The 23,778-nt window shown below is 70.0% G+C and carries 19 protein-coding genes and 2 pseudogenes; 8 read left to right on the plus strand and 13 right to left on the minus strand.

Annotated features, from left to right (window positions below; genetic code table 11):
* Window positions 1–159: 159 nt before the first annotated feature.
* Genes DFJ64_RS04740 through mshB form a run of 3 tightly spaced genes read right to left on the minus strand, consistent with a single transcriptional unit; the run spans window position 160 to window position 2,130 of the window.
* Window positions 160–822, minus strand: coding sequence for a flavin reductase family protein (locus tag DFJ64_RS04740; RefSeq protein WP_115851827.1), 663 nt, complete (start codon window positions 820–822; stop codon window positions 160–162).
* 36 nt (window positions 823–858) lie between these two features.
* The gene (locus DFJ64_RS19370; protein WP_170152494.1) at window positions 859–1,233 is read right to left on the minus strand and encodes a DUF6113 family protein; all 375 of its coding nucleotides are present in this window, start codon (window positions 1,231–1,233) and stop codon (window positions 859–861) included.
* 6 nt (window positions 1,234–1,239) lie between these two features.
* Window positions 1,240–2,130 carry an N-acetyl-1-D-myo-inositol-2-amino-2-deoxy-alpha-D-glucopyranoside deacetylase gene (gene mshB / locus DFJ64_RS04750; protein WP_115849344.1) on the minus strand — a complete coding sequence of 297 codons (891 nt, stop codon included), beginning with the start codon at window positions 2,128–2,130 and terminating at the stop codon, window positions 1,240–1,242.
* Between the two features lie 229 nt (window positions 2,131–2,359).
* Here mshB and DFJ64_RS04755 point away from each other — a divergent pair, with 229 nt between their 5' ends.
* Entirely contained in the window at window positions 2,360–4,507 is a 2,148-nt protein-coding gene (locus DFJ64_RS04755) for a S9 family peptidase (protein WP_245940947.1), read from the plus strand.
* Window positions 4,508–4,593: 86 nt separating this feature from the next.
* Here the strand turns inward: DFJ64_RS04755 and DFJ64_RS04760 are convergent, their stop codons facing one another.
* Complete coding sequence (locus DFJ64_RS04760) at window positions 4,594–5,994, minus strand: GxGYxYP domain-containing protein (protein ID WP_115849346.1); 1,401 nt, start codon at window positions 5,992–5,994, stop codon at window positions 4,594–4,596.
* Window positions 5,995–6,134: 140 nt separating this feature from the next.
* Window positions 6,135–6,659, minus strand: a pseudogene (locus DFJ64_RS19830) (GxGYxYP domain-containing protein); the annotation flags it as partial.
* A 722-nt stretch (window positions 6,660–7,381) separates the two neighbouring features.
* Between DFJ64_RS19830 and DFJ64_RS04770 the strand changes: the two are divergent.
* Genes DFJ64_RS04770 through DFJ64_RS04780 form a run of 3 tightly spaced genes read left to right on the plus strand, consistent with a single transcriptional unit; the run spans window position 7,382 to window position 10,881 of the window.
* On the plus strand, window positions 7,382–8,182 hold the full coding sequence (locus DFJ64_RS04770; protein ID WP_115849347.1) for a hypothetical protein: 801 nt from the start codon (window positions 7,382–7,384) through the stop codon (window positions 8,180–8,182).
* 22 nt (window positions 8,183–8,204) lie between these two features.
* Window positions 8,205–10,013 carry a fumarate reductase/succinate dehydrogenase flavoprotein subunit gene (locus tag DFJ64_RS04775; RefSeq protein ID WP_115849348.1) on the plus strand — a complete coding sequence of 603 codons (1,809 nt, stop codon included), beginning with the start codon at window positions 8,205–8,207 and terminating at the stop codon, window positions 10,011–10,013.
* A gap of 34 nt (window positions 10,014–10,047) precedes the next feature.
* On the plus strand, window positions 10,048–10,881 hold the full coding sequence (locus DFJ64_RS04780) for a succinate dehydrogenase/fumarate reductase iron-sulfur subunit (RefSeq protein WP_115849349.1): 834 nt from the start codon (window positions 10,048–10,050) through the stop codon (window positions 10,879–10,881).
* A 221-nt stretch (window positions 10,882–11,102) separates the two neighbouring features.
* On the opposite strand, the gene DFJ64_RS04785 is transcribed toward DFJ64_RS04780, so the two are convergent.
* The 3 genes from DFJ64_RS04785 to DFJ64_RS19375 all read right to left on the minus strand — a co-directional run bounded on the left by DFJ64_RS04785 (window position 11,103) and on the right by DFJ64_RS19375 (window position 12,603).
* Window positions 11,103–11,555, minus strand: coding sequence for a hypothetical protein (locus tag DFJ64_RS04785; RefSeq protein ID WP_147304598.1), 453 nt, complete (start codon window positions 11,553–11,555; stop codon window positions 11,103–11,105).
* Window positions 11,556–11,927: 372 nt separating this feature from the next.
* Window positions 11,928–12,224 (minus strand): 4a-hydroxytetrahydrobiopterin dehydratase, encoded by a 297-nt coding sequence (locus DFJ64_RS04790; protein WP_115849351.1) that lies wholly within the window; start codon window positions 12,222–12,224, stop codon window positions 11,928–11,930.
* Window positions 12,225–12,465: 241 nt separating this feature from the next.
* Complete coding sequence (locus tag DFJ64_RS19375; protein ID WP_170152495.1) at window positions 12,466–12,603, minus strand: hypothetical protein; 138 nt, start codon at window positions 12,601–12,603, stop codon at window positions 12,466–12,468.
* 143 nt (window positions 12,604–12,746) lie between these two features.
* On the opposite strand from DFJ64_RS19375, the gene DFJ64_RS04795 reads away from it, so the two are divergent.
* Window positions 12,747–13,040 (plus strand): hypothetical protein, encoded by a 294-nt coding sequence (locus DFJ64_RS04795; RefSeq protein WP_115849352.1) that lies wholly within the window; start codon window positions 12,747–12,749, stop codon window positions 13,038–13,040.
* A gap of 52 nt (window positions 13,041–13,092) precedes the next feature.
* Here DFJ64_RS04795 and DFJ64_RS04800 read toward each other — a convergent pair whose 3' ends face one another.
* Both DFJ64_RS04800 and DFJ64_RS04805 read right to left on the minus strand, forming a co-directional pair.
* Window positions 13,093–13,989 carry a hypothetical protein gene (locus DFJ64_RS04800; protein WP_115849353.1) on the minus strand — a complete coding sequence of 299 codons (897 nt, stop codon included), beginning with the start codon at window positions 13,987–13,989 and terminating at the stop codon, window positions 13,093–13,095.
* Window positions 13,990–14,043: 54 nt separating this feature from the next.
* The gene (locus DFJ64_RS04805) at window positions 14,044–14,424 is read right to left on the minus strand and encodes a M23 family metallopeptidase (protein WP_147304599.1); all 381 of its coding nucleotides are present in this window, start codon (window positions 14,422–14,424) and stop codon (window positions 14,044–14,046) included.
* 25 nt (window positions 14,425–14,449) lie between these two features.
* On the opposite strand from DFJ64_RS04805, the gene DFJ64_RS19380 reads away from it, so the two are divergent.
* On the plus strand, window positions 14,450–14,947 hold the full coding sequence (locus DFJ64_RS19380; protein ID WP_170152496.1) for a hypothetical protein: 498 nt from the start codon (window positions 14,450–14,452) through the stop codon (window positions 14,945–14,947).
* Window positions 14,948–15,418: 471 nt separating this feature from the next.
* Here DFJ64_RS19380 and ychF read toward each other — a convergent pair whose 3' ends face one another.
* On the minus strand, window positions 15,419–16,492 hold the full coding sequence (ychF, locus tag DFJ64_RS04815) for a redox-regulated ATPase YchF (protein ID WP_115851828.1): 1,074 nt from the start codon (window positions 16,490–16,492) through the stop codon (window positions 15,419–15,421).
* Between the two features lie 162 nt (window positions 16,493–16,654).
* Here ychF and DFJ64_RS04820 point away from each other — a divergent pair, with 162 nt between their 5' ends.
* Both DFJ64_RS04820 and DFJ64_RS20190 read left to right on the plus strand, forming a co-directional pair.
* The gene (locus DFJ64_RS04820; protein WP_115849356.1) at window positions 16,655–17,899 is read left to right on the plus strand and encodes a DNA recombination protein RmuC; all 1,245 of its coding nucleotides are present in this window, start codon (window positions 16,655–16,657) and stop codon (window positions 17,897–17,899) included.
* Window positions 17,900–18,433: 534 nt separating this feature from the next.
* Window positions 18,434–20,341 (plus strand): annotated as a pseudogene (locus DFJ64_RS20190) (DUF6542 domain-containing protein); the annotation flags it as partial.
* Between the two features lie 34 nt (window positions 20,342–20,375).
* On the opposite strand, the gene DFJ64_RS04825 reads toward DFJ64_RS20190, so the two are convergent.
* Both DFJ64_RS04825 and DFJ64_RS04830 read right to left on the minus strand, forming a co-directional pair.
* Window positions 20,376–21,350 (minus strand): 4-hydroxy-3-methylbut-2-enyl diphosphate reductase, encoded by a 975-nt coding sequence (locus DFJ64_RS04825; RefSeq protein WP_115849357.1) that lies wholly within the window; start codon window positions 21,348–21,350, stop codon window positions 20,376–20,378.
* Window positions 21,351–21,736: 386 nt separating this feature from the next.
* The gene (locus DFJ64_RS04830) at window positions 21,737–23,668 is read right to left on the minus strand and encodes a glycoside hydrolase family 20 zincin-like fold domain-containing protein (RefSeq protein WP_115849358.1); all 1,932 of its coding nucleotides are present in this window, start codon (window positions 23,666–23,668) and stop codon (window positions 21,737–21,739) included.
* Between the last annotated feature and the right edge of the window lie 110 nt (window positions 23,669–23,778).

Below are 23,778 nucleotides of genomic sequence, written 5' to 3' on the forward strand. Positions count from 1 at the left end.
ACCAAGCGTAGAGGCGTTGGTCGGAACATTCGCCGACCAGGGCGTTCGCAGCATTCGGCGAGGAGCCTAGAGCATTCGTCAGGCCCCACACGACGTCTACATTCAGGACAAAGGGCCAGATTGTTTCCTATTCGTGATGCAGAATTGATGGCGGCGCGATCAATCGCCGAGATCACCGAGCCGCCTCACCGTGTGGTACGCGGCGTTGACGTAGACCAACGGGCTCACGCTGGTCGAGGTCCCCGTCCCTGACTGGCCCTCGTCAGCCGGTCCACCGCCCTCGCCGCGAATCCGAGCCTCGACGACCTCGCCGACCACGATCGAGTGGTCACCGCCGTCGTAGACGGCCCACGTGCGGCACTCGAGCCAGGCGAGCGAGCGCCCCAGCAACGGCACCCCCGTTCTGCCGCGGTGGACGTCAGCGCCGTCGAGCTGGCCGTGGATCGGACGCCCCCGGTGCGCCAGATGTGACGCTACGCGAGCGGCATCCGCGGACAGGATCGACACCCCCCACACGCCGGTCGCCAGCACCGCGCCGTGGAAGCGCGCCACCTTCTCCACACAGACCAGGACGAGCGGCGGACGCAGGGAGACGGACGTCACGGCGCTCGCCGTCATCGCGTGGTCGACGTCGCCGTGACGGGTGGTCACCACCGTGACACCGCTGGCGAGGCGTCGAAGAGCGGTGCGGTAGCTCTGCTCGTCGACGGGCTGCCACGTTGGTGACGCCTGGGCGTCAGGCCCCCTCGGTGACGCCCTCCTCGGTGACGCCCCCCTCGGTGACGCCCCCCTCGGTGACGCTGCATCGGCACCGGTGGACATGCTCCGGAACCCTACCGCCGCCCGGATCACGCCCCGCTAGGTGTCGCTCGGGCCGGCCGAGGCGAGGCCACGGGCAACGTTCCAGACCACGGCCACGAGACCCAGCACCACGTAGCCGACGCCGTAGCCGTCACCGGCCAGCACGACGTCCCCCTCAGGCCGCTGTCCCATCGCGAGCACCACGGGCACGCTCCAGCCGAGGGCGGCCCCCAGCGCCCCGGCGACGCCGAGAGCGCGACGCCCCTCCGCGACGAGCGCGGCCACCGCGGCCACGGCCAGGACGAAACCGTACGGCACCGGGACGGCGGCCACGTCGGCCGTCATGCGCGACACGACGATCCCGAGCGCCCCGACGCACGCGCCCAGCAGGACGAGTGCCAGGACGCCGAGCGCTCGCACCACGCGCGACATGGGCGGTCAGGCGACACCAGCGAAGAGGTCCGTCTCGACGCCGGTCTCAGGGTCACGGACCGGGGTGCCGCGCACCAGGCGGTAGCACTCCGTCCCCCAGATGTGGTTGCCGATGTTGTTGGACAGCGCGAAGAACGGGCTGTGGACGGTGATCTGCGTGGCGTGCGCTCGCATCGCCGCCGCCTTGCGCTCGGTGTAGGCGGTGGCGTCGATCCAGGTGGTGATGAGCTCGTCCGGCACGAAGGTTCGGGGCAGCTCTCCGTCCGGATCCAGGCGCTCGAAGGTCACCGTGTCGTCGGCGTCGCGCAGTCGACGCAGCCCTTCGCGGTAGAGGGACTCGGGCACAGCGGACCAGTACACCTTCGGAACGTCCCAGGGCTCGCCCAGGTCCCGCCGGTAGGACGGCGCGCCGGCGAGCGCCTGGGCGTAGGTCGCCACCCGATGGGCCTGGATGTGGTCGGGGTGCCCGTAGCCGCCGAAGTCGTCGTACGTGACGAGCACCTGAGGGCGCACCTCACGGATGACCGCCACCAGGTGGTCGGCGGCCTCCCGCAGGTCGGCGCGCCAGAAACACTCGGGGCGCTCGTTCGCGGGCGTGCCCATCATCCCGGAGTCGCGATAGCGCCCGGCCCCGCCCAGCCAGCGTTGGTCGGTCACCCCGAGCTCGGCCAAGGCGTCGGCGAGCTCCTTCTCGCGGTACTCCCCCAACCCGTCGTCGCGGTCGGAGGCCAGGTGGGCGAGCTCCGGAACGAGGATCTCACCTTCCTCGCCGCGCGTGCAGGTCACGAGCGTCACCTGCGCTCCTTCGGCGACATACTTGGCCATGGTGGCGCCGTTCCCGATGGACTCGTCGTCGGGGTGGGCGTGAACGAGCAGCATCCTCCGGTCCGCAGGCATGCCACCACCCTACGGATTCCCCACCCCACGATGGCGGTCAGACGGCGCGCCCGCCGGACCGCGTCCAGAGCCGGCCGACGCCGGACATCCGACGTCGAGGCCCTCGGGGGCCCGGCGGGGCCTCCCGGCCCTCTCGGGACGCCCTGTGCCGAAGCTGGACGAGCGCGGAGGGCGAACGCGTCCCGCACGACGACGCGCGCGCCGTCGCGGCGTGCGAGGATCGACCACCGTGACCTACGAGGACTCCCGAGCTGAGCAGGCGCCGGGGAACGCCCCGCCGCCGACCTTCCCACGACTGTCGGCCCGTACCTTGCGCTTCACGTTGGGGGCACCACGGAACTTCTCCCTCGCCCCCGACGGGAGCCGGATCGCGTTCCTGCGCGCACCATCCGGGACCGACCGGCGCACCGAGCTGTGGGTCTACGACGTGGCGTCCGCCACCGAGCGTCGCGTGGCCAGCCCGACCACGCTCCTCGACACCGGCATGGAGGTGCTCTCCCCCGAAGAGCGCGCTCGTCGGGAGCGCGCGCGAGAGGGGGCCGGTGGCATCGTCGGGTACGCCTGTGACGCGCAGGTTCGCATCGCGACGTTCGCGTTCTCGTCCCGCCTCTGGCTCGCCGACCTGGTCGACGGGCGCGTCCAGGAGCTTCCGGCGGTCGGGCCGGTGGTGGATCCCCGACCCGACCCCACGGGTCGGCACGTCGCGTATGCGTCCCAAAGCGCCCTCCGTCTCGTCACCTTGGGTGAGGAGTCGGCGCAGGAGCGCGCCCTGGTCGAACCCGACGCCGAGACTGTCGTGTGGGGCCTGGCGGAGTTCATCGCCGCGGAGGAGCTGAGCCGCACCCGAGGCTTCTGGTGGGCACCGGACGGGTCGCGGTTGCTGGTCGAGCGGTACGACGAGGCGCCCGTGGAGCGCTGGCACCTCGCCGATCCGGCGCATCCGGAGCGGTCGCCTGTCCCCGTGCGCTACCCGGCGGCGGGCACGGCGAACGCGGCGGTGTCGCTGTGGCTGGTCGACCTCGAAGGAAACCGCCGCGAGGTGGAGTGGGACCGTGACCGCTTCCCCTACCTCGCGGAGGTGACGTGGACGTCGGACGGACCGCCGCTCCTCTACGTGCTGACCCGGGACCAGCGGACCGCACACGTCCTCACCGTCGACCCGGAGACCGGCAGCACGTCCCTCGTCCGCGAGATCACCGATGCCGCGTGGGTCGAGCTGATCCCCGGCGTTCCGACCTGGCTGCCGGACGGTCGGCTCGTGACGACCGTGGACGACACCGACACCCGGCGGCTGGCCTTCGACGGCACGCCGGTGACGCCGCCGGGACTCCAGGTCGGCGCGATCCTCGACGTCGACGAGCGCGGCGTCCTGGTCGCCGCCACCACCGAGCCCACCGAGCAGCACGTGGTCAGGGTGGCTCCCGACGGCACGATCACCCACCTGACCGACGACCCCGGTGTCCACAGCGGACGGGCCGCCGGCGACCTCGTCCTCCTCGTCTCCCAGTCGCTCCAGCACGACGGCGTCCGCACGCGGGTGCTCCGTGGGGGCGACGAGGTCGGCCAGATCGAGTCCCGGCAGCAGACCCCGCCGCTCACCCCGGCGGTCACCCTGCTCCAGCTGGGTCCGCGCCGGCTGCGCGCGGCGGTGCTGTTCCCCCGCGACCACACCCCCGGCTCCCGTCGCCTCCCCTTGCTGCTCGATCCCTACGGTGGTCCGCACGCGCTGCGGGTCCGTTCCGCCCGCGCCGCGTTCCTCGCCAGCCAGTGGCTGGCCGACCAGGGCTTCTGTGTCGTGGTCGCGGACGGACGGGGGACGCCGAACCGCGGGCCGGCCTGGGAACGGCAGGTCCGGAACGACTTCGTCAGCACCCTCGAGGACCAGGTGGAGGTGGTCCACGAGATCGTCGACCGCTACCCGGACGACGTGGATCCGGGACGGGTGGCCATTCGCGGCTGGTCCTACGGCGGCTACCTCGCCGCGCTGGCGGTGCTCGAGCGGCCGGACGTCTTCCACGCCGCCGTGGCCGGTGCCCCGGTGACCGACTGGCGGCTGTATGACACCGCGTACACCGAGCGCTACCTCGGCCATCCGGCCGAGCAACCGGAGGTTTACGAGCGCAACAGCCTCCTCGGTCGGGCCAGCCAGCTGCGCCGGCCGTTGTTGCTCATCCACGGACTGGCCGACGACAACGTGGTGGCGGCCCACACTCTGCGGCTGTCCTCGGCGCTGCTCGCGGCGGGGCGTCCCCACCAGGTCTTGCCGTTGACCGGGGTCACGCACATGACGCCTCAGGAGGTGGTCGCCGAGAACCTGCTCCTGTTGGAGCTGGACTTCCTGCGCTCGGCCCTGGCCCATCCCGAGCCGCTGTCGTAGCGGTAGCGCTCGAAGCGCCGGGCACGGCGTGGGTGCGGGTTCGGCTCGCACGGAGTGCCCGCACCCACGCCGTCCGTCGCGGTTGTCTACGCCGAGATGCCGTGGGCCTCCCGCACCGGGGCGAAGTACTGGTCGCCGCGAACCGCGACGAATTCCTCACCGAGCTGCTCCATGATCCAGACCACGTCGGTCGGCCCGAGGTTCCACGAAGGGACGCCGACCGCGATGAAGACAGGCGCGGTCCCGTCGAAGCTCTCCTCGGCGTTCGCCCGGATCCGAGCGAGGATCTCGGTGCGGTCGGTGTGCGCGATCTGGGTCGAGACAGGCAGCGTGCCGGCCAGGATGGTGGTCTGGCTGCGCTGGGCCCACATGTTGTAGACGATGCCGTCGATCTTGAGCTGCTCGACGTAGGCCCTCGCCGACGCCTCCTCGAGAGCGGGGATGTCGTCGAGGGCGTAGACGACGCGGATCCCGAGCTTGTCGAGGTACGGCTTGTTCTGTGCCAGGAACGTCGGCAGGTGGTCCTGGGGCCAGGAGGACGGATAGAAGTAGCCCGCGCCCGACGGCCCCGCGACGAGCAGGTCGTTCGGCGTGGCGGTGCGCAGGTAGTGGCCGATGATGAGCGGCGCGAGGTCGACGAGCAGCGGACTCACCGACCAGTTGAGCGGCACCACACCACGGTTGGGGTCGTCCCAGATCTGTCGGAGGCGATGCTGGTCGTACTGGACGTTGTCGCCTTCGGCGAACGTGAAGGTGAGGTAGATCTTGTTCGCCAACGGCGGCGGGCTCGCCGGCCGCTGAGGCTCGATCCGCGCCCGTAGGCCGCCGTGGACGGTCGCGTTCTCGAGGAAGTCCGCCGCCAGCACGTACACGCCCTCACTGGAGGCGAGTCGCACCCCCGCGAACTCGTCCGGGAACCAGCCGAGGTACGGCGTCCCTCTCTCGTGCGCGGCGAAGATCTGCCGCATGAGGTCCGCCTCCTCGGGACTTTCGGTGGACTGCATCCAGAACGGCATCGCCTTGAGCGCGACGGCGTAGTCGCGCAACGGCAGTGACGCCGGAACACGGTCGTCGGACGACACGGCAGGCGGGGTTTGCGACGCGGACACCAGGAACTGGTTGAACATGTCGATCGACGCGACGATCTCGCGCGCGCTGGTGGGGACGTCGAACTCGTAGATGAAGTAGGAGCTGCCGTCGGCGAAGCGATGGGAGTCCTCATTCGGACGCTGGGGTTTGAAGCCCGCCCCGCCGTGATCGAAGAGAGCCTTCCGCTCGGCCTCCTCGCCGGCTCGGAAGTCGGCGACCGTCTCCCCGTCGACGGTGAGGACGACGTGGTGCACGGCACCACCCCAGCCGTCCGACGGTTGGGAGTCCTGCATCCGCAAGAACAGCTTGCCGCTGCCCGCGAACGCGGACAAGTCCAGTTCGTAGATCTGTCGGTTCGACGCGTCGCGGATCGGGCGCTCCTCGCGCACGATCTCCACGAAGCTCTTCCAGTTGTCCGGCGGCAGCGGCGGGGCGTCCCGGGGTTGACCCCAAGGACGACGCGGTGGTTGGTCATGGGGAACAGGTGGGTGAGCTGCCACCGGGTCGCCTCGAGGTTGCTGGAGAACCTTCCGCGGAAGTCCTCGAGGACACGCATGCGGTAGGGCGGCTTGGCGAGCGTCGTCGCGAGCTCCGGACTGGCTACGACGCCATCGCGCAGACCAGCGAGCGTGGTGGCGACATTGATGGTCTCGACCACCTGTGGGTCGTAGACGACGACGCCCGAGGCGCGGCCCGCGAACACGCGCAGGAGCTTCCACGGATCGGTGTACTCCTTGTACGGCACGGTCGAGTCGCGGAGCCAGGTCCGTGCGCCCTCGCTTGGCTCGCCACGAACGACGTAGATCTGCGGCCGCGTTCGGTTGACCAAGCCCTGCAACGTAGTGATCAGGATCTGGAGGTCAGCCGGAGTGTCGCTGGCCATGAACAGCGCGTGAAGCCGCCGCGGGCGGGCGAACGTCGGAAGCTCCTGGCCTGCCGGCCACCGGATGCCGTCACGGCTCGATGCGTGGGCGACCGGGGCGACGACACCCGACACGGCACCGAGACCTTGGACGAGCGCGCCGGCGAGGACGGCTCGGCGGGGCATGCGAGGACCGGCCATCGTCCACCTCTCTCACAGATGGGGAGCAACCGAACGACGCGCCAGAGCCCTTCTCGCGGCGGCGACGCGGACTGGCGAGCCTTCGGACCGAAGGCTTGTCAGCCGGCATGCCCCCAGAACCGAGGGTCAGCCGGGTGACCTGAGCCTGTTGATCGTGAGGATGCGCGAGGTGGCACGACGGCAGAAGCCGCCGATCCCATGCTCGCCGTCCACTTTAGGTCACGGCCCAATAACGACCTCATAACGATGGTCGATCAATCGGGTGCCGATCACTCGGCCCCGAGGACTCGATCGCCCCACGCGAGCGGCGATGTGTCTGATACCACAGTGTGACGCCCGCTGCACAGTCCCCATTTCATCCCCTTAAGGGGGCACCATGCCGGACGGAGGTCACCAAGCGAGTACGGTGTGCAGGCCTAGAGGGAGCGCCCCGACCGACCGCAGGGGCCGACCCCGCCCCGGTGGCCGCGTTCGACCCATCGGACAGATGGCCCACCGACCACGTGGGGCCGACCCAGGCCCACCTTCGATGGGGGTCAACCCTGCTGGACGGATGGGGATGACTCTGGCACACACCGGCCGGGTCGCCCGGTGATCGCGCTGATCGCGCCACCACATCCGGGCGGTGCCGGACCCACACGTCGGGCCCAGCGGACCGAGGAGCACACTCGGGAGCGGGCCGTCACTTGCACCACGCAGGTGCGGGAGAGGATTGGCTTGACATGGCAACGGGAGTGCTGAGTCCCGGGCGCGCGCGGATCGAGAAGAAGACCCTGCGCCGAGACCGGTGGTGGCTGCCACCTCTGAACATGGCGGTAGTGCTGGCCTTCTTCGTCGTCTACGCGACGGTCCGGATCTTCATGAACAAGTACTACTGGGCCCCTGACGAGCACTACCTCACACCGGTGTACTCGCCCTGCATCAGCGCCGCCTGTGTGCCGGGCTCCAGCCACTTCGGTCAGCCCTTGCCGGCGCCGCCGCCGTTCGTTCCCATCGCGTTCATCACGTTCGTGATCCTCGCCGGGTTCCGGGCGACGTGCTACTACTACCGGAAGGCCTACTACCGGTCCTTCTTCCTGTCGCCGGCGGCCTGCGCCGTTCCGGAGCCGCACAAGAAGTACTCGGGCGAGACGCGGTTCCCCCTCATCCTGCAGAACTACCACCGCTACTTCTTCTACGGCGCGGTGGTCTTCGCGCTCATCAACCTCTACGACGCGATCCTGGCGCTGCACGGCAAGAACGGCGGTGTCGGAGTTGGCCTCGGCACGATCATCATCTGGATCAACGTGCTGATGCTGTGGGGCTACACCTTCTCGTGCCACGCGTGCCGTCACGTGTTCGGCGGCCGCCTGCGCAACTTCTCCAAGCACCCCGTGCGGTACCGCCTGTGGACGCTGATCTCGAAGCTCAACGTCCGCCACGGCCAGTTCGCGATGATCTCGCTCTTCACGGTCATCTTCACAGACGCCTACATCATGGCGGTCTCTGCGGGCTGGATCTCCGACCCGAGGTTGTTCAACTGAGGCTTCGACGACAAGGACGATCATGAGCACAGAGGCTCCCGACATCACCGCCGAACGGCACGTCTACGACGTCGTCGTCGTAGGCGCCGGCGGTGCCGGCCTGCGCGCGGCCATCGCCGCGCACGACGCGGGCGCGCGCACCGCGATCGTCTGCAAATCCCTCCTCGGCAAGGCTCACACGGTCATGGCCGAGGGCGGGATCGCCGCCGCGCTGGGCAACCTCTATCCCGAGGACAACTGGAAGGTCCACTTCCGGGACACCATGCGCGGCGGGAAGATGCTCAACAACTGGCGGATGGCGCAGATCCACGCCCAGGAGGCTCCCGCCCGCGTCCTGGAGCTGGAGGAGTGGGGCGCGCTGTTCGACCGGACCAAGGACGGCCTCATCTCCCAGCGTGACTTCGGCGGCCACCGCTACGCGCGACTCGCCCACGTGGGCGACCGCACCGGGCTCGAGATGATCCGCACCTTGCAGCAGCGAGCGGTCGCTCTCGGGATCGACGTCTTCATGGAATGCACGATCACCGAGATCCTCAAGGACGGCGACCGCGTGGCCGGTGCCTTCGGGTACTGGCGAGAGAGCGGTCGCTTCATCGTCTTCGAGGCTCCAGCGGTGGTCCTCGCCACCGGCGGCATCGGCAAGTCGTTCAAGGTGACCTCGAACTCCTGGGAGTACACCGGCGACGGGCACGCCATGGCGCTGCGCGCCGGGGCGAAGCTCATCAACATGGAGTTCGTGCAGTTCCACCCGACGGGCATGGTGTGGCCCCCGTCGGTGCGCGGCATCCTCGTCACCGAGTCGGTGCGCGGTGACGGCGGTGTCCTCAGGAACTCCGAGGGACGTCGGTTCATGTTCGACTACATCCCGGAGTTCTTCAAGGCCGAGACCGCCGACACCGAGGAGGAAGCCGACCGCTGGTACACCGACAAGAAGAACAACCGTCGACCGCCGGAGCTGCTGCCCCGGGACGAGGTCGCGCGGGCGATCAACGCCGAGATCAAGGCCGGTCGTGGTTCCCCGCACGGGGGCGTCTACCTCGACATCGCCTCCCGACGGGATCCGGAGTTCATCAAGCGGCGGCTGCCGTCGATGTACCACCAGTTCAAGGAGCTGGCTGACGTCGACATCACCAAGGAGCCGATGGAGATCGGCCCGACGTGCCACTACGTCATGGGTGGTGTCGAAGTGGACGCCGACACCGGAGCGGCCGCGGTGCCTGGTCTGTTCGCCGCTGGCGAGGTGGCGGGCGGTATGCACGGCTCCAACCGCCTCGGCGGGAACTCGCTCTCTGACCTGCTCGTCTTCGGGCGCCGGGCCGGTCTCAACGCCGCCTACCACGCGATCCGGACCAAGAACAACCGACCGCGGGTCCGCGACGACCAGGTGCGCGCCGCCGGCGAGACGGTCCTCGCCCCCTTCACCAGCAAGGGTGGCGAGAACCCCTACGACGTCCAGAAGGACCTGCAGGAGGTCATGCACAACCTCGTCGGCATCATCCGCAAGGCCGACGAGCTGGAGCAGGCCCTGGAGGACATCGCGAAGCTCCGCGAGCGCGCCGCGAAGGTCTCCGTGCACGGTGGCCGGCAGTACAACCCGGGCTGGCACCTGGCCATCGACCTGCGCAACATGCTCACGGTTTCGGAGTGCATCGCTCGCGCGGCGTTGACCAGGACGGAGAGCCGCGGCGGGCACACCCGGGACGACTACCCCATGGCGGACCCGGAGTGGGGCACCAAGAACATCGTGCTGAGCCAGGTGGACGGGCGGATCGACCTGGCCATCCAGCCGCTGCCGGAGATGCCTGACGAGCTCAAGGCACTGTTCGAGTAACAGGGGCGACCCAGCCCTGGGAGAAGGACTTCACATGGGATACGACCTCTCGATGAGGGTGTGGCGGGGCGACGTCAACGGCGGCTCGCTGGTGGACTACACCGTTCCAGTCGAGGAAGGCGAGGTCGTCCTCGACGCGCTGCACCGACTGCAGGCCACGCAAGCCAATGACCTGGCGATCCGCTGGAACTGCAAGGCGGGTAAGTGCGGGTCGTGCAGTGCCGAGATCAACGGACGTCCGCGGCTGATGTGCATGACGCGGTTGTCGACGTTCGACCGGAACGAGACCATCACCGTCACGCCGCTGCGGACCTTCCCGGTGATCAAGGACCTCGTCACCGACGTCTCGTACAACTACGAGAAGGCGAAGGAGGTCCCGGCCTTCGCGCCCGCGCCGCCTGACCCAGACGGCAAGCGCCGGATGATGCAGGAGGACGTCGAGCGCGGCCAGGAGTTCCGCAAGTGCATCGAGTGCTTCCTGTGCCAGAACGTCTGCCACGTCATCCGTGACCACGAGGAGAACAAGCGGGCGTTCGCGGGACCGCGTTTCTTCCTCCGCTACGCCGAGCTCGACATGCACCCGCTCGACACCCACGACCGGCGGGAGCTCGCGCAGTCCATGGCGGGCATCGGCATGTGCAACATCACCAAGTGCTGCACCGAGGTCTGCCCGGAGAACATCAAGATCACCGACAACGCGATCATCCCGATGAAGGAGCGCGTCGTCGACCGCAAGTACGACCCGCTGGTGTGGCTGGGTTCGAAGATCTTCCGTCGCGACCAGCGCGAGAAGCTCACCCCGGAGCAGGTGCGGGCGCCGCGCAAGCAGACTACGGCGGGAGCTCAGTCGCCTGAGCCTGCCCAATGACTGGGCCTGCCCAACGACTGGGCCTGCCCAATGACTGGGGCTGCCCGATTCACTGGGGCTGCCCGATGGCTGAGGCTGCTCAGTGACTGAGCCTGGCCGGTGACCGAGCCTGCGCGATGCTTGAGCCGGCGTCAGATTGGCCTGCGCGCACACCGGCGCGCAGGCCAATGCCGTCTCTCGGGAGAAGCCAAGGCCAGGACCTCAGCTCTCCACGTACCGGCTCAGGGCCGAATGCCGGTGCGGAGGTCCCGAAGCTCGTCAGCTCGTCCGTCGCCGGGCCGCTGCGGCGGAAGCCGCAGCTTCGACAACCGGCTCAGGTGAGAGCTGTAGGAGGCGACAAAGCGGCGTCCGCTCTGCCGGTTCCGTGGATAGTCACGTTCCGCGTGGCCCAGATAGGCAACCGCCACCGGTTGGTCCTCACGCTCCTGGAGGGCGCCGCGGAAGACTTGCACCCGCACCGAAGGAGTGATGCGGTCGGAGAGCTGGTGGGATCCGCGGTAAATGAACACCCGACCGCCGGGAAGCTTGCCTTGGTGGTCGATGATCCACTGCTCGAGCAGGCTCCGTGCGATCGACGCCGGGTCACGACTGAAGGTGTCATCGCGACGTAGGGCGGTGCGCCACTGGCCGTCCTGGGAACGAGTCGCGATTTCGTACGTGTATCGCTCCCTCATCGTGATCACCTCGCGGGGTCGCGTATCGGCCGCGGCCCGCGCCATCGGGAGCCGGTACCGTCCCGTCCGCCATCGATTTCCAGGATGCCCAACAATCCGGCAGCCAGTCAACGATCTTGCGAGAGGTATCGCGGACAACGAAGCGATCTACTCAAAAATTTTCGGTGATCGACTAGGCAAGCCGAAAAATCGCAGAATCATCCCTTGGGCACGACCGCCTGAGCAGACAGAAAGCGTCACTGGCGGATCGAGCCCTTCACGAGGACATCGCCCCGGCACGGCCACGCCGCCGCCCGGCGAGCACGCGTCGTCGAAACATCGACGTTACATGGATCTTACCCGGCCGGTGATCACAGGCGGGCCGTTCAGCGCTCACCCGACGACCTGCGCCACGACGAGGTTGATCTGCCTCGCGAGTTCGAGGTCGTTGTTGGTGACACCGCCCTGGGAATGGGTCGTCGACGAGAACGACACCGTCGTCCAGCGGATGTCGATATCGGGGTGGTGATGGAGCTGCTCGGCTACCTCGGCCACCTCATCGACCAGTCGGATGGCCGTCCGAAAGTCCGGGGCCCGCACCGAGCGCACGATCGCCCCCGGCCTGGCCTCCCAGCCGGGCAGCGTGCGCAGCGCTTCGGTGATCTGGTCATCGGTGAGGAGTTCGCTCATCGTCCCGGCTTCCGGTGGCCGATAGTCCCTCTCGTCGCCCAGAGTGCCACCTTCTGCGCCGCCTCGTCGAGGGTCGTCTGCCGTGGGGATCGACGACACCCGCGGCCTCCCGGCCGTGTACCGCTGTCTGCGAACTCGCTCGCGGCCCAGTGGCCTCGCCGTCTCGCGGCTCGCCGACGCTACGCGCCCGCCGCGATCCGCCCGAGCGGGTCGCTCGGGTCGGAGGCCTCGACGATCCCCATCACGCCGCCACCCGCAGGTCCTCCTCGTCGGCCAGGTTCCCCGAGCCGAGCTCAGCGCCGGCCAAGGCGTCAGAGGCATCACCGTCCGGCTCGGTGATACGGCATCGACCTGGGCCATCGGTTCCCTCCTTCAGCATGGGTCACAGCGGATCGCAGGAGCGGCCGCGACGTGTGCCCTCGTGGGTTCGTCGACCGTGCTGACACACCGGCGAGCCGGCGGTGAGGACACCCACGTTCGGGGTAGGAGCTGCGGGAGGCCGTCGCAGCGAGCGAGGTAGCCATGCGCAGCGAAACCGATGTCACCGCGGACCTGCGCCGGGTTCGTGCCCGCCGGTTGGCCCTGTTCTCCACACAGGCCGAGCCACTCAGTGAGAAATCAGCGCAACCGGCTGACTACTGGCACAACACACCTGGAGGCGAGATCACCGAGCTCCTCGAGCGGGAAGCCGAGCTGGTGATCGAACGTGCGGAGATCCGTCGCGCGAAGGGCATCCCCATCACCAGCGCCGACCAGGCCGAGGAGGCCACCGCCCGGCGGATCCTCGCCCGCGTCCGGGAAAAGCGCAGGACCTGACGGTTGGCCCACCGCCAGGGATCGCCCTCGACGTTTGCCTTCGCCGGCCCCCTCAGCGGCGGGTCGCCTGCTCCAGGCGCCGTCGCGCCGAGGCCAGCGTGCCCACCGCGCGGTCGTGCCGCCTGGACTCCGCGCGCACGCCACGATCCAGGGCTGCGAGACGTTTCTCGAGGTCGCGAACTCGGGCTCGAGCCGCGACGAGTTCGCGTTGCGCCTCGTCGCGGCGACGAGTCGCCTCCTCGAGCGCGGCCCGTCGCTCGGCGAGCTCCCGCTCGGCTTCCTCGAGCGCGGCCCGCGCGGCCTGGGCGCGCTCGTCCCGTCGTTCGGCGGGTCGCGGAGGCCGCTCCCCGCCTTCGGGCTCTCGCTCCGCGTGCCGCCGCGCGGATCGTCGACGGCGAGCGGGCTGCGGAGCGCCCGGAGCCTCCTCTGCCGGCCCACCGCGCCGGCCAGGGGCGGGAGGAGCCGACCACGCGGGACCGAAGCCGACGTACTCAGCCGGCGCGGCCAGGCGGCCGCCTCGCACCCGTCTCGCGACGTCGGGATCGACGAGGGCGGCACCGAGTGTGCGCTCGATCTCCCGCACGGTCTCGGCGGTGACCCGGACACCCCGGTTCGCCCCGATCCGTCGGGCCGCCCGCACCAGTTCCGTCGTCAGCCGCTCCCGACGAGCGGAGAGCTCACGGAGCAGGCCCCCGTCGCCGGATTCGTACGCCTCCTGGAACCGCTCCCGGCAGGCGAGCAGCTCCTCCACCGCGTCCGCGCGCTCCCGCACCAGCAGGTTGAGGAGCCACGCGGCATGCGTCGGCCGACGGAGGCGGCTCAGCGCGTGGGCGAGCTCACGCCGGCCCTGGTCGCGGGCACGTCGGACCTGCTCGTCACGCGCCGCGACGAACTGGTCCGGCGGCACCACGTACAGGCGCGCCGCCACCTCCTCGACATCGGCGTCCACCCAGCCATCGTGCCGCAATCACCGGCGGCCCGCAGGAGGCCTTGGCGATCGTGGTCAGCAGCCGTTCTCGCTCTTGACGATCGGCTCGTCGCCTGGACTGAGGCTGTACTTCACGCCCTGGATGACCGGATAGGTGATCTCCGCGGGGCTGCTTCCGTACCCGTCGTTGTTCTGGTCGTAGATCTGCTCGTAGTGCAGGTGCGCCACACCGGTGTTGACCGAGCCGACCTCGCCGATCTTCTGGCCCGCCTCGACGCGTTGACCGTCGTGGACGACGATCCTTCCCATGTGGATGTACATGGTGTACCAGCGGCCGCCGTGGTGGATCTTGACCTGACCGTTCGAGGGCTTCACCCGGTCAACCACCCCCGCGGCCGACGCCACGACGTCAGTGCCGCGGGACTCCCCGTCGGCGTTGAAGATGTCCAGCTTCATGTCGTCCGGGGCGTGACCGGCGTAGGTGGTCAGCCGGCCCCTCACCCCGCAGGCGAACGGGAGCGCGAACGCCGGACGACCGTCGCTGCTGGTCGGCTTGGGCGAGGGCTTCGGCTCGGGCTTCGTCGTCGTGGCCGCCACGGGCCGGGGGGTCCGCGTCGCCGAGCGACTCACCCGGGGAGTGCGCGTGGCGCTCGGCGTGGCGGTCCTGGTAGGGGTGGTCGAGGTCCGCGAAGCCGACGGGGTAGCCGCAGTGGCCGACGTGGCGTCCCCCGGTGTGGCGGGCGTCCCCCGTGGTGTGGCGGGGCGTACCCGCGCGGGAGCGTTCAGCATCCTCGCCTGCGTCTCGCCGGCCGGCAGGTCCTTGGCCTCGGACTGGAGCGCGGCGACCACCTCGACCGGCTTCCCATCGGTGATCCAGAAGGTGGCCGTGCCCACAGCGAAAGCGGTCACGCCAGCGATGACGGCGGCTCGCGCCGGCTTCCCGAATCGCTGCCGCGGCGTGCCGCGATGTCGAGGCTGATACGAGCGTCCGAGACTGTCGGGGCTTCCGAGATTGTCGGGGCTTCCGAGATTGTCGGGGTCGGTGGGCACCCTCAACCGATCTCCTTCCGTCAGCTGGCCTGTCGTCTCGCACGGCCTCCGACGAGGGCCCACGCCGGAACCCCCCGATGCAGCGAAGGACGATCACGCTGCGTGGCCGAAGTGAGGCCTCACCCACTCCCGGGTTGCCCGCCGGGAGCCGTGCTTCGGTTGTGCCGGTACGGCCCCCGTGGCCGACTCGCGCGGCATTGTGCCCGACAGGAGGGATTCGAGGCGGGTTGTGTCCACAATGCGGGAAGTTGATCCTGGTGATGGGCGGAACGAGCGCGCCTTGTATCGCAGGGGTGACGACGCGCGCTGATCACGATCCGTGATCGAAAGCGGCCTCCGCACTCGCGCCCTCAGGCCAGGCGATCGCTCAGCGACGCCGCCCAGACGGCATGGCGGGAGATCAGACGTTGAACTTGAACTCCACGACGTCCCCGTCGGCCATCACGTAGTCCTTGCCCTCCAAGCGGACCTTGCCGCGGGCGCGCGCCTCGGCCATGGACCCTGCCTCCACCAGGTCGTCGAAGGAGACGACCTCGGCCTTGATGAAGCCGCGCTGGAAGTCGCTGTGGATGACACCGGCGGCCTCGGGCGCGGTGGCGCCCCGGCGGATGGTCCACGCCCGGGCTTCCTTGGGCCCAGCCGTGAGGAAGGTCTGCAGGCCGAGAGTCTCGAACCCGACCCGGGCCAGCATGGCCAGCCCGGACTCGTCCTGGCCGATGGACTTCAGCAGCTCCAGCGCCTCGTCCGGCGACAGCTCCTGAAGCTCCGCCTCGAGCTTGGCGTCCAAGAAGATCGCCTCGGCGGGTGCCACGAGCTCGGAGAGCTCCGCTCGCAGCCGCTGGTCGGTGAGCGCCTCCTCGTCGCAGTTGAAGACGTAGAGGAACGGCTTTGCGGTGAGGAGGTTGAGCTCCTTGAGCTCCGGCCGGTCCAAGCCGGCGGCGAACACCGTGGTGCCCTTCTCGAGGGCGGACTTGACTTGGCGGACGAGGTCGACCTTCTCGCCCAGGTCCTTCTTGACTCGCGCCTCCTTCTCCAGACGCGGCAACGCCTTCTCGATCGTCTGGAGGTCGGCGAGGATGAGCTCGGTCGTGATCGTGCTGATGTCGTCCGCCGGCGAGACCTTGCCGTCGACGTGCGCGACGTTCGGGTCACTGAACACCCGCGTCACCTGGCAGATCGCCGCCGTCTCCCGGATGTGGGCCAAGAACTGGTTGCCCAGCCCTTCCCCCTCCGAGGCACCCCGGACGAGGCCCGCGATGTCGACGAACTGCACCGTGGCGGGGACGATCTTCGCCGAGTTGAAGAGGCGGGCCAAGACCTCGAGCCGGGGGTCCGGGACTCCGACGACGCCGACGTTCGGTTCCAACGTCGCGAACGGATAGTTGGCCGCGAGCACGTCGTTCGCGGTGAGCGCGTTGAACAGGGTCGACTTCCCGGCGTTGGGAAGACCCACGATCCCGATCGACAAGGCCACGACGAACAAGCCTACGCAGGGTCGCCGGCTCCGGAGCAGGTGGACCGCCTGGCCGCGCGAGCGCGCCGCTTGTCGACGCCCGTCTGCACCACGCGGTCTGCCCGCGCCACACGGACTGCCCACCTCACACGGACTGTCGGTGGCACGCGTCACAGTGATCGCATGAACGCGACGACCTTCCTCACCTTCCTGGTGGGGCTCGTGGTGGGCATGGTCATCGGCGCGCTCCTCATCCGCGTGCGCATCGGCGACGCGCTCGCCCGAGCCACCGCTGAACGGGACGCCGCGGAGAGCCGACTCGCCGAGCTGGCGGCCGACCGGCGTACGCTCGCCGAGCAGGTCAAGGCCGCCTCGGCGGACGCGATGACCCAGTCCAGCCAGCAGCTGCTCACCCTCGCGGACGCGCGGATGCGGGCCGCGGAGAGCGTGGTGGCACCGGTGAAGGAGAGCCTCGACCGGTTCGACGCGCGGCTGCGCGAGCTCGAGCAGTCACGTGTCGCGTTGGAGGCGACCCTGCGCGAGCAGGTCGACGCCGTTCGCCTGACCGGGGAGGCGCTCCGGCGGGAGACCGGTGCCCTCGCCACCGCACTGCGCAAGCCTCAGGTGCGGGGGCGGTGGGGAGAGCTCCACCTGGCCAGGGCCGCTGAGCTGGCCGGCCTCGTCGAGCACTGCGACATCACCTTCCAGCACAGCACCTCCACCGCCGACGGCGTCCACCGTCCCGACGCCGTCGTCCGCCTCGCGGGCGGCAAGCACATCGTGATCGACGCGAAGGTGCCCCTGGAGGCGTTCCTCGAGGCGGCCGAAGCCACCGACGACGAGGCCCGGGAACGTGGACTGGTCGCCCACGCTCGTCAGGTTCGCGCCCACGTCGACGCCCTGGCGAGCAAGGCCTACTGGCGGCGTCTGCCCGCAACGCCGGAGTTCGTCGTCCTCTTCATGCCGGGCGAGGCGTTCCTCTCCCACGCGCTCGAAGCCGACCCCACGCTCTTGGAGTACGCCGCCGAACGTCGCGTGATCCTCGCGACGCCGAGCACGCTCATCGCCCTCCTCCGCACCGTCGCGTACGCCTGGACCGAACAGTCCTTGACCCAGAACGCCCGCGAGGTCTTCGAGCTGGGGCGAGAGCTCTACGAGCGCCTCGGTCGGCTCGGCCGTCACCTCGATCGGCTCGGCAGGTCTCTCGCCGGGGCGGTCGGCGCCTACAACGAGGCGATCGGCTCGCTCGAGACTCGAGTCCTGGTCACCGCTCGCCGCCTCCGCGATCTCAAGGTCACCGCCGAGGAGCTGGAGAACCCCACCCCAGTCGACCAAGCGGTTCGCCCGCTGGCCGCGGCCGAGCTCGTCGCGTCGGCTGCCGAGGCTCGCGCCGTCCGCTCCCTCACGGACCAGAGGAACGAGCGGTAGCCCGGAGGCGCCACGAGTGTCGAAGTGGACGGGGGACCGCGAGCGGGACGAACCTCTTCTCATACCCCGCGAACCGTCCGGCAACACCCGGGAACGGCCCAAGGCCGCCCAGAGCAGGTGACGTGTCACCTTGTCGGGCAATATCGTGGCGTGGTGCAGGAATCCGGCCGGGACAGAGTGCTGCCACCGAGGCACCGCCCAGCGGGCCCTGCGGGCGGGCGACGGGCGGCGACCAACCGTCCCCTCGAGCCCGCACCCCCCGTGGACGGCCCCATGGCGGACGATTCACTGCTCGACGGTGTCGTCGGTTCGGAGGGCCGCCAGGTCGGCTTCGCCGGCACCCACCCCTCTCCGCCGGCTATGCACGTCGAGTTCGAGGACATCGAGCCGGGGCCGTGGGGCGCCAGGGCCCAGGTCGGGGGTCCCACCTACGGCCAGCCACCGTCGCTGGAGCCATCGCAACGGTCCTCGTCCAGGACACCGTCCCAGCCGTCTCCTCGACCGTCCGGTCAACGCGGCCGTCGCGCCGCCCCCATGCCGGAGGGCGTCGAGACCAACCGCCCGACTTTCGGCGCCGGGAAGCGGGCTCGCCTCGCGTCCGCGCCGTCGACGCCGGACCCTGCCGGCACCGGGTACGAACGGTCGGACAACCCCCAGCCACCCGCGCGTCACCTCGGTCCCTCACCAGGAGACGACCGCACGCCAGGGGATGACCTCCGGCCCCGGCCACGCCATGCCTCGTCAAGCCCGGCCTCGTCAAACCCGGCTCCTTCAAGCCCGGCCTCGTCGAGCTCGGTCCATTCGACCTCGTGGGAACCGGGCCCGCAGCCACCCGATGACACCCCAGGCTGGGACCGGTCCGGCGCGCACGCGACCTCCCCCACGTCCCATGCCGGCTCCCCCACGTCCCATGCCGGCTCCCCCACGTCCCATGCCGGGCCTGGGGACTGGACCCGGTGGACCGAGCCAACCGGCTCGTCGAGCCGACCTGCGGGACGACGCCGCAGAGACGTGCCGCCGGACTCCGAACCCGTGCGGGGCTCTCGGCACGCGGCTGGCGAGAACCCGCAGGGTGTGTCGGCGTTCCCCACGGCCACGCCGGCCACCCCGCACTCCGGCTCCCCCGGTCCGGTCGGCGATGAGACGTGGTCTCGGTGGACCTCCGCGGTCGGAGACCGGGCCGCTGACGATCCGGGAGCCAGCGCCCGGACCTGGTCTGCGACGGTCGGTGGGTCCGACCTCGGGGCGCACGCCGCCGAGCGTTCGCGCACGGATGGCAGCCACCGGAGCCCGACCGACGTCGAGGGCAGCGACGTCTCGCCCAGCTGGGCTGTGAGCGATCCCGTCGACCTTCTGGCCGACCTCCCCGACGTACCCACCTACCGAGACGACGAGCCGGGGGAGCCCACTCCCGACCACGTCGATTCCCGAGCCACAGCCTCCCACCCGCGCCCGTCTGGACCCGACCGCCCGGGCCCGGCCACCGAGCTCACCGCCCGGTTCGACGCCTCATGGGACCGCGGCGACGGCTGGCACCATGGCGGAGCGCACGCTGGCCCGCCTAGCACGTCTCCGCCCAGCACGTCGGAGCTGGAGACGTCCGGTCCGGCGACCCGGTTCGGCGACCGCGGCTCCCACGTCGACGACCGAAGCGGTCGCCATGACCCGGCGTCGCCCGAGGCCACTGATCGGTTCGCGGATCCCGCTGATCCGTGGGGACCGCGCCAGCCGACCACGGCGGGTCGCCACGCGCGGGACCCCGGACGCCAGACCCCGCACCTCGACTCGGACCAGCGGCCGACCGACTCTGCGGCTGCGGACCTGCCCACGCGCGCGGAGCGGTCACACGAGCGGCCCTCGCAACACACGGAGAGGCTGTACAGCCGCCGACGGGAGCTGCCCGACGACTACCCGGAATACCTTCGCCCCCGCGGTCACCGGCTGCCGGAGGCCAAGGAGGCCGACGCTACGAAGCAAACCGACCCGCGCCCGCTCTCAGCCGCCAGGTCGTCCCGGTCGACGCCGCACGCGCGCGACGCCCTCGCTCCTCGAGCGGACGAGCGCCTCCGGCGGAGCGGTCGACCGACGCCGCCGGAGCGTGGCCTGCCGGCCTGGGCCGCCGTGCTCATCGCGCTCGGCAGCGGGCTCGCCGTCTCAGTCGTGGATCTCCTGGTGACCGGGCGGCTGAGCGCGCTCTTCAGCCTGGGCTTCGTCCTGACGGCGTTCGGCATCGCGGCTGGAGTTCGGCGGTCCGACATGTTCACCGCCGGCGTCCTCCCACCGCTGGCCGCCCTCGGAACGTTCACTGTGTTGGCGGTGGCGATGCCTGAGCGACTCGGAGACTTCTCGCTACCGCTCGCCATCCTGGTGGGACTGGCGTCGAAGGCGTGGACGCTGGTCGCCGCCACCGCCCTGTCGCTGGGGACGATCGCCTTCCGCGTGCTGACTCGACGCGACGAGGACGACCCGGACGACCTCAACGGGAATGAGCCACCCGCAGGTCCTTCCGCAGCTCGGGCGGCAAGGCGAAGGTCAAGCTCTCGCTGGCTGTCCGCACTTCTTCGTGCGGCGGGAAACCGCGCTGCCGGAGGAACTCGAGGACGCCCTCGACGAGCTCGTCAGGCACCGAAGCGCCGCTCGTGACGGCGACGACGTTGACCCCTTCGAGCCAGGCCTCGTCAATCTCGGACGCGTCATCGACGCGGTACGCGGCTTTCGAGCCGGCGTCCAGGGCGACCTCGACCAGCCGAACGGAGTTCGAGGAGTTGGCCGACCCCACGACGATCGTCAGGTCGGCCTCACGGGCGACCTCCTTGACGGCCTGCTGGCGGTTCTGGGTTGCGTAGCAGATGTCATCGCTCGGCGGGTCGACCAACAGAGGGAAGCGTCGGCGGAGGCGCTGGACTGTCTCCATCGTCTCGTCCACCGACAGCGTGGTCTGGGAGAGCCAGGCCACCTTGCCGGGGTCGCGGACCTCCACCTTGTCCGCGTCGTCCGGGCTCTCGACCAGCTGGATGGCGGACGGTGCCTCCCCCGAGGTTCCCTCGACCTCTTCGTGTCCGGCGTGACCGATGAGGAGGATGTCCATGCCCTCGCTGGCGAACCGACGCGCCTCGTGGTGGACCTTCGTCACGAGCGGGCAGGTGGCGTCGATCGTCTTCAGGGACCGCTCCGCCGCCTGCTGACGCACCGCAGGTGACACGCCGTGTGCGGAGAACACGACGGTCGCACCTTCGGGTACCTGGTCGAGCTCCTCGACGAAGATCGCGCCACGCTGTTCCAGCGACTTGACCACGTGCTGGTTGTGCACGATCTGCTTGCGGACGTAGATCGGAGGGCCGTAGAGCTCGAGAGCCTTCTCGACGGTGATCACCGCCCGGTCGACTCCGGCACAGTAGCCACGGGGGGCGGCGAGCAGGACACGGCGCTCCGTCGACGTCATGCCCCTCATCGTAGGTGGCCGCGCCGGAAGCCACGCCCGCCCTCCGGCAGCGCCGTCGGCCGTGCGACAGCGATCAGAGACGGCGGTGATCGGGACGCGACGACGGCGTGCCCGCCTCGGTCAGGCGGACGATCTCACGACGGAACCGCCCGGACGCACCACGCCAGCGGGGATGACCTCGCTGTTCGCGAGCCTCCCCGGGCAACGCCGTATGGCTGACGTGGCGACCGCACGAGGCCCCAGCAGGCGGACACGCCGGCAGCCAGCCCTCGCGGTGTGACCTTCACCACGGCGCGCTGGCTGCCCGCACGATCCGTGTCGAACCTCCCGACCCGTCCGCTTTCGTCCGGCAGGGCACGCGGTGGGGTCGGGCGGGCGCTCGGCAGCGGGTGTCCTCAGTCGGCGTACTCGGGACGCAGCTTCTCCAGCCGCGCCACGCTGTCGCGGAGGCCACCGATCCGGCTGCGCGCCAGCCACAGACGGCGGAACTCCGCGATGATCTCCTCCAGGTCGTCGCGGAGCGCCCGGCGTGCCGCACTCGGGTCGGCCTCGGCGCCCAACGCCAGCAGCCCTCGCCGGCAGGCGTGTCGCAGCATCCGGGCCGTGTGCTGGAACTCCGCCGCCACGAGCTCGCTGTCCGCCGCACGCGATCGCGCGGAGGCCAGCGGGGTCATCGCCTCGTCGATGGCGTCCAGCGTGGCGCGCAGGGCATCGGGCGAGATCTCGCCCACCTTGGGGCCGTACGCCGGGGCGTTCTTGGTGAGCTGGTCCATCGTCCACTGCAGGAGCCAGAACAGCACCGACGAGTTGTGCGGCTCGACTCCCACGACGCGGTAGACGTTGCCCAGGTCGTACGCCACCTTCCCCAACGCGCCGGTCGGGTCCTGGAAGGCGTGCCGGCTCGTCACCTCCGCGACGTCGATGCTCCGGTTCGCTTCCAACGCCCACGCGTACGCCGCGCCAGCAGCAAATCCGAGGTAGCTGACCGGGAGAACCTGCCAGTGCCCGCGGTCGCCCCAGTCGGTGATGAGGTAGCCGGTGGCGCCGTGGCGCAAGCCGTTCTCCGCCGCGTTGAGCAGGTTGCCCAGCGCGTTGGCGGTCCGGCCGGCGATGCTGCACCACGACGACGTGCCGGGGCAGGTGTAGAACTCGACGCCGGCTGCCGCGTACCGCTCGCAGAGCGTGGCGAACGGATGGTCGGCCTCGTAGCCCCAGCCGAGTGCCACGACGTCCTTCGGCAGCTCGGGGATCAGCTCCGGGTGCTGCTCGATGATGTCGCCCCAGAACTGCATCCGCCTACCGCGCGCGGAGACCTCCCGATAAATCTGCAGGAGGAAGTCGAGGTAGACCCGACCAGTACCCCGCTCCTCACAGAGCTGCTTGCTGCGCCCTTGGCCGAGGTCGAAGGTCTCGTCGCATCCGACGTTGACCTGCCGGCTGGAGAAGTGTGGGAGCAGCTCGTCGAGCAGGCCGCGAACCAGCTCGAGGCTGCCCGGGTCGGTGGGCGCCAGGCTGAACGGGCCGCGCCGTTCGCCCCACGGCGTGGTGAACCCGTCGCTCACCTCCGCCAGGTGCGCGTACTCGGGGTGCTCCAGCCAGCGGTGCATGTGCCCGAAGCAGTTCTGGTTCGGGACGAGCTCGATGAAGCGTTCCCGGCAGAACGCGTCGAGCTCGAGGATCTCCTCGCCAGTGAACGGCGACGCCTCGGCCCACACCCGAGGATGGTTGCGGTAGGCGAAGGTGTGCTCGGTGTAGAGCTGAATCTGGTTGATCTTCCAGCCGGCGAGCATGTCGACGAGGTCGCGGACCGTCTCCATCGTCGGCACCCGGTCCCGGCTGACGTCCAGCATGACACCGCGAGCCTTGTGGTCGGGCCAGTCCGAGATGCGCAGGCACGGCAGGTCGGGTGCGGTCTGCTCGACGACCTGGATGAGCGTGCAGACACCGTAGAAGACGCCCTGCGGTGTCCCAGCCTCGATGACGAGGCGTTCCGGTGTGATGGACAGCTCGTAGCCCTGCTCCGGCAGCGCGCTCGTGGGCGTGACCCGTAGGACGGCCCCGATCTCGTGGTCCGGTCCGGCGCTGGTGGCCGAGATCTCCCAGTCCACATCCGCGTACGTCCGCAGCGCGTCACGCAGACGGCGAGCGGTGGGCACCAGGTCGGCCGCGACCGGCGCCTCGATGACGATCCGACGTCGCACCGTCGAGCTCGCCCCGGACCCACCCGCCGGGGTCAGGGTGCACTGGCCCGGATCGCGTTCGACGCTCCGCGGGCGGGGCAGCAGCGACAGCTCAGTCGTCCCAGGTGTCTGCACGGGGTCGTTCATCGAGGAGTCCTGTCCTGTCCTGTCGTCGACGGTTGGAAGCTGCGGTTGTCAGCACGTCAGTCGGTCGGTGAGGACGCGGTGACCGGGCACCAGCCTGGTCGGTGTGGATG

Origin of the sequence: Thermasporomyces composti (assembly GCF_003386795.1) — a bacterium.
Taxonomy (GTDB): domain Bacteria; phylum Actinomycetota; class Actinomycetes; order Propionibacteriales; family Actinopolymorphaceae; genus Thermasporomyces; species Thermasporomyces composti.

What these genes read in the sequence shown, in the direction of transcription:
- DFJ64_RS04740 (WP_115851827.1), bottom strand. Translation starts at nt 822, where the DNA reads ATGTCCACCGGTGCCGATGCAGCGTCACCGAGGGGGGCGTCACCGAGG.
- DFJ64_RS19370 (WP_170152494.1), bottom strand. Translation starts at nt 1,233, where the DNA reads ATGTCGCGCGTGGTGCGAGCGCTCGGCGTCCTGGCACTCGTCCTGCTG.
- mshB (WP_115849344.1), bottom strand. Translation starts at nt 2,130, where the DNA reads ATGCCTGCGGACCGGAGGATGCTGCTCGTTCACGCCCACCCCGACGAC.
- DFJ64_RS04770 (WP_115849347.1), top strand. Translation starts at nt 7,382, where the DNA reads ATGGCAACGGGAGTGCTGAGTCCCGGGCGCGCGCGGATCGAGAAGAAG.
- DFJ64_RS04775 (WP_115849348.1), top strand. Translation starts at nt 8,205, where the DNA reads ATGAGCACAGAGGCTCCCGACATCACCGCCGAACGGCACGTCTACGAC.
- DFJ64_RS04780 (WP_115849349.1), top strand. Translation starts at nt 10,048, where the DNA reads ATGGGATACGACCTCTCGATGAGGGTGTGGCGGGGCGACGTCAACGGC.
- DFJ64_RS04785 (WP_147304598.1), bottom strand. Translation starts at nt 11,555, where the DNA reads ATGAGGGAGCGATACACGTACGAAATCGCGACTCGTTCCCAGGACGGC.
- DFJ64_RS04790 (WP_115849351.1), bottom strand. Translation starts at nt 12,224, where the DNA reads ATGAGCGAACTCCTCACCGATGACCAGATCACCGAAGCGCTGCGCACG.
- DFJ64_RS19375 (WP_170152495.1), bottom strand. Translation starts at nt 12,603, where the DNA reads ATGCTGAAGGAGGGAACCGATGGCCCAGGTCGATGCCGTATCACCGAG.
- DFJ64_RS04795 (WP_115849352.1), top strand. Translation starts at nt 12,747, where the DNA reads ATGCGCAGCGAAACCGATGTCACCGCGGACCTGCGCCGGGTTCGTGCC.
- DFJ64_RS04805 (WP_147304599.1), bottom strand. Translation starts at nt 14,424, where the DNA reads ATGAAGCTGGACATCTTCAACGCCGACGGGGAGTCCCGCGGCACTGAC.
- DFJ64_RS04820 (WP_115849356.1), top strand. Translation starts at nt 16,655, where the DNA reads ATGAACGCGACGACCTTCCTCACCTTCCTGGTGGGGCTCGTGGTGGGC.
- DFJ64_RS04825 (WP_115849357.1), bottom strand. Translation starts at nt 21,350, where the DNA reads ATGAGGGGCATGACGTCGACGGAGCGCCGTGTCCTGCTCGCCGCCCCC.
- DFJ64_RS04830 (WP_115849358.1), bottom strand. Translation starts at nt 23,668, where the DNA reads ATGAACGACCCCGTGCAGACACCTGGGACGACTGAGCTGTCGCTGCTG.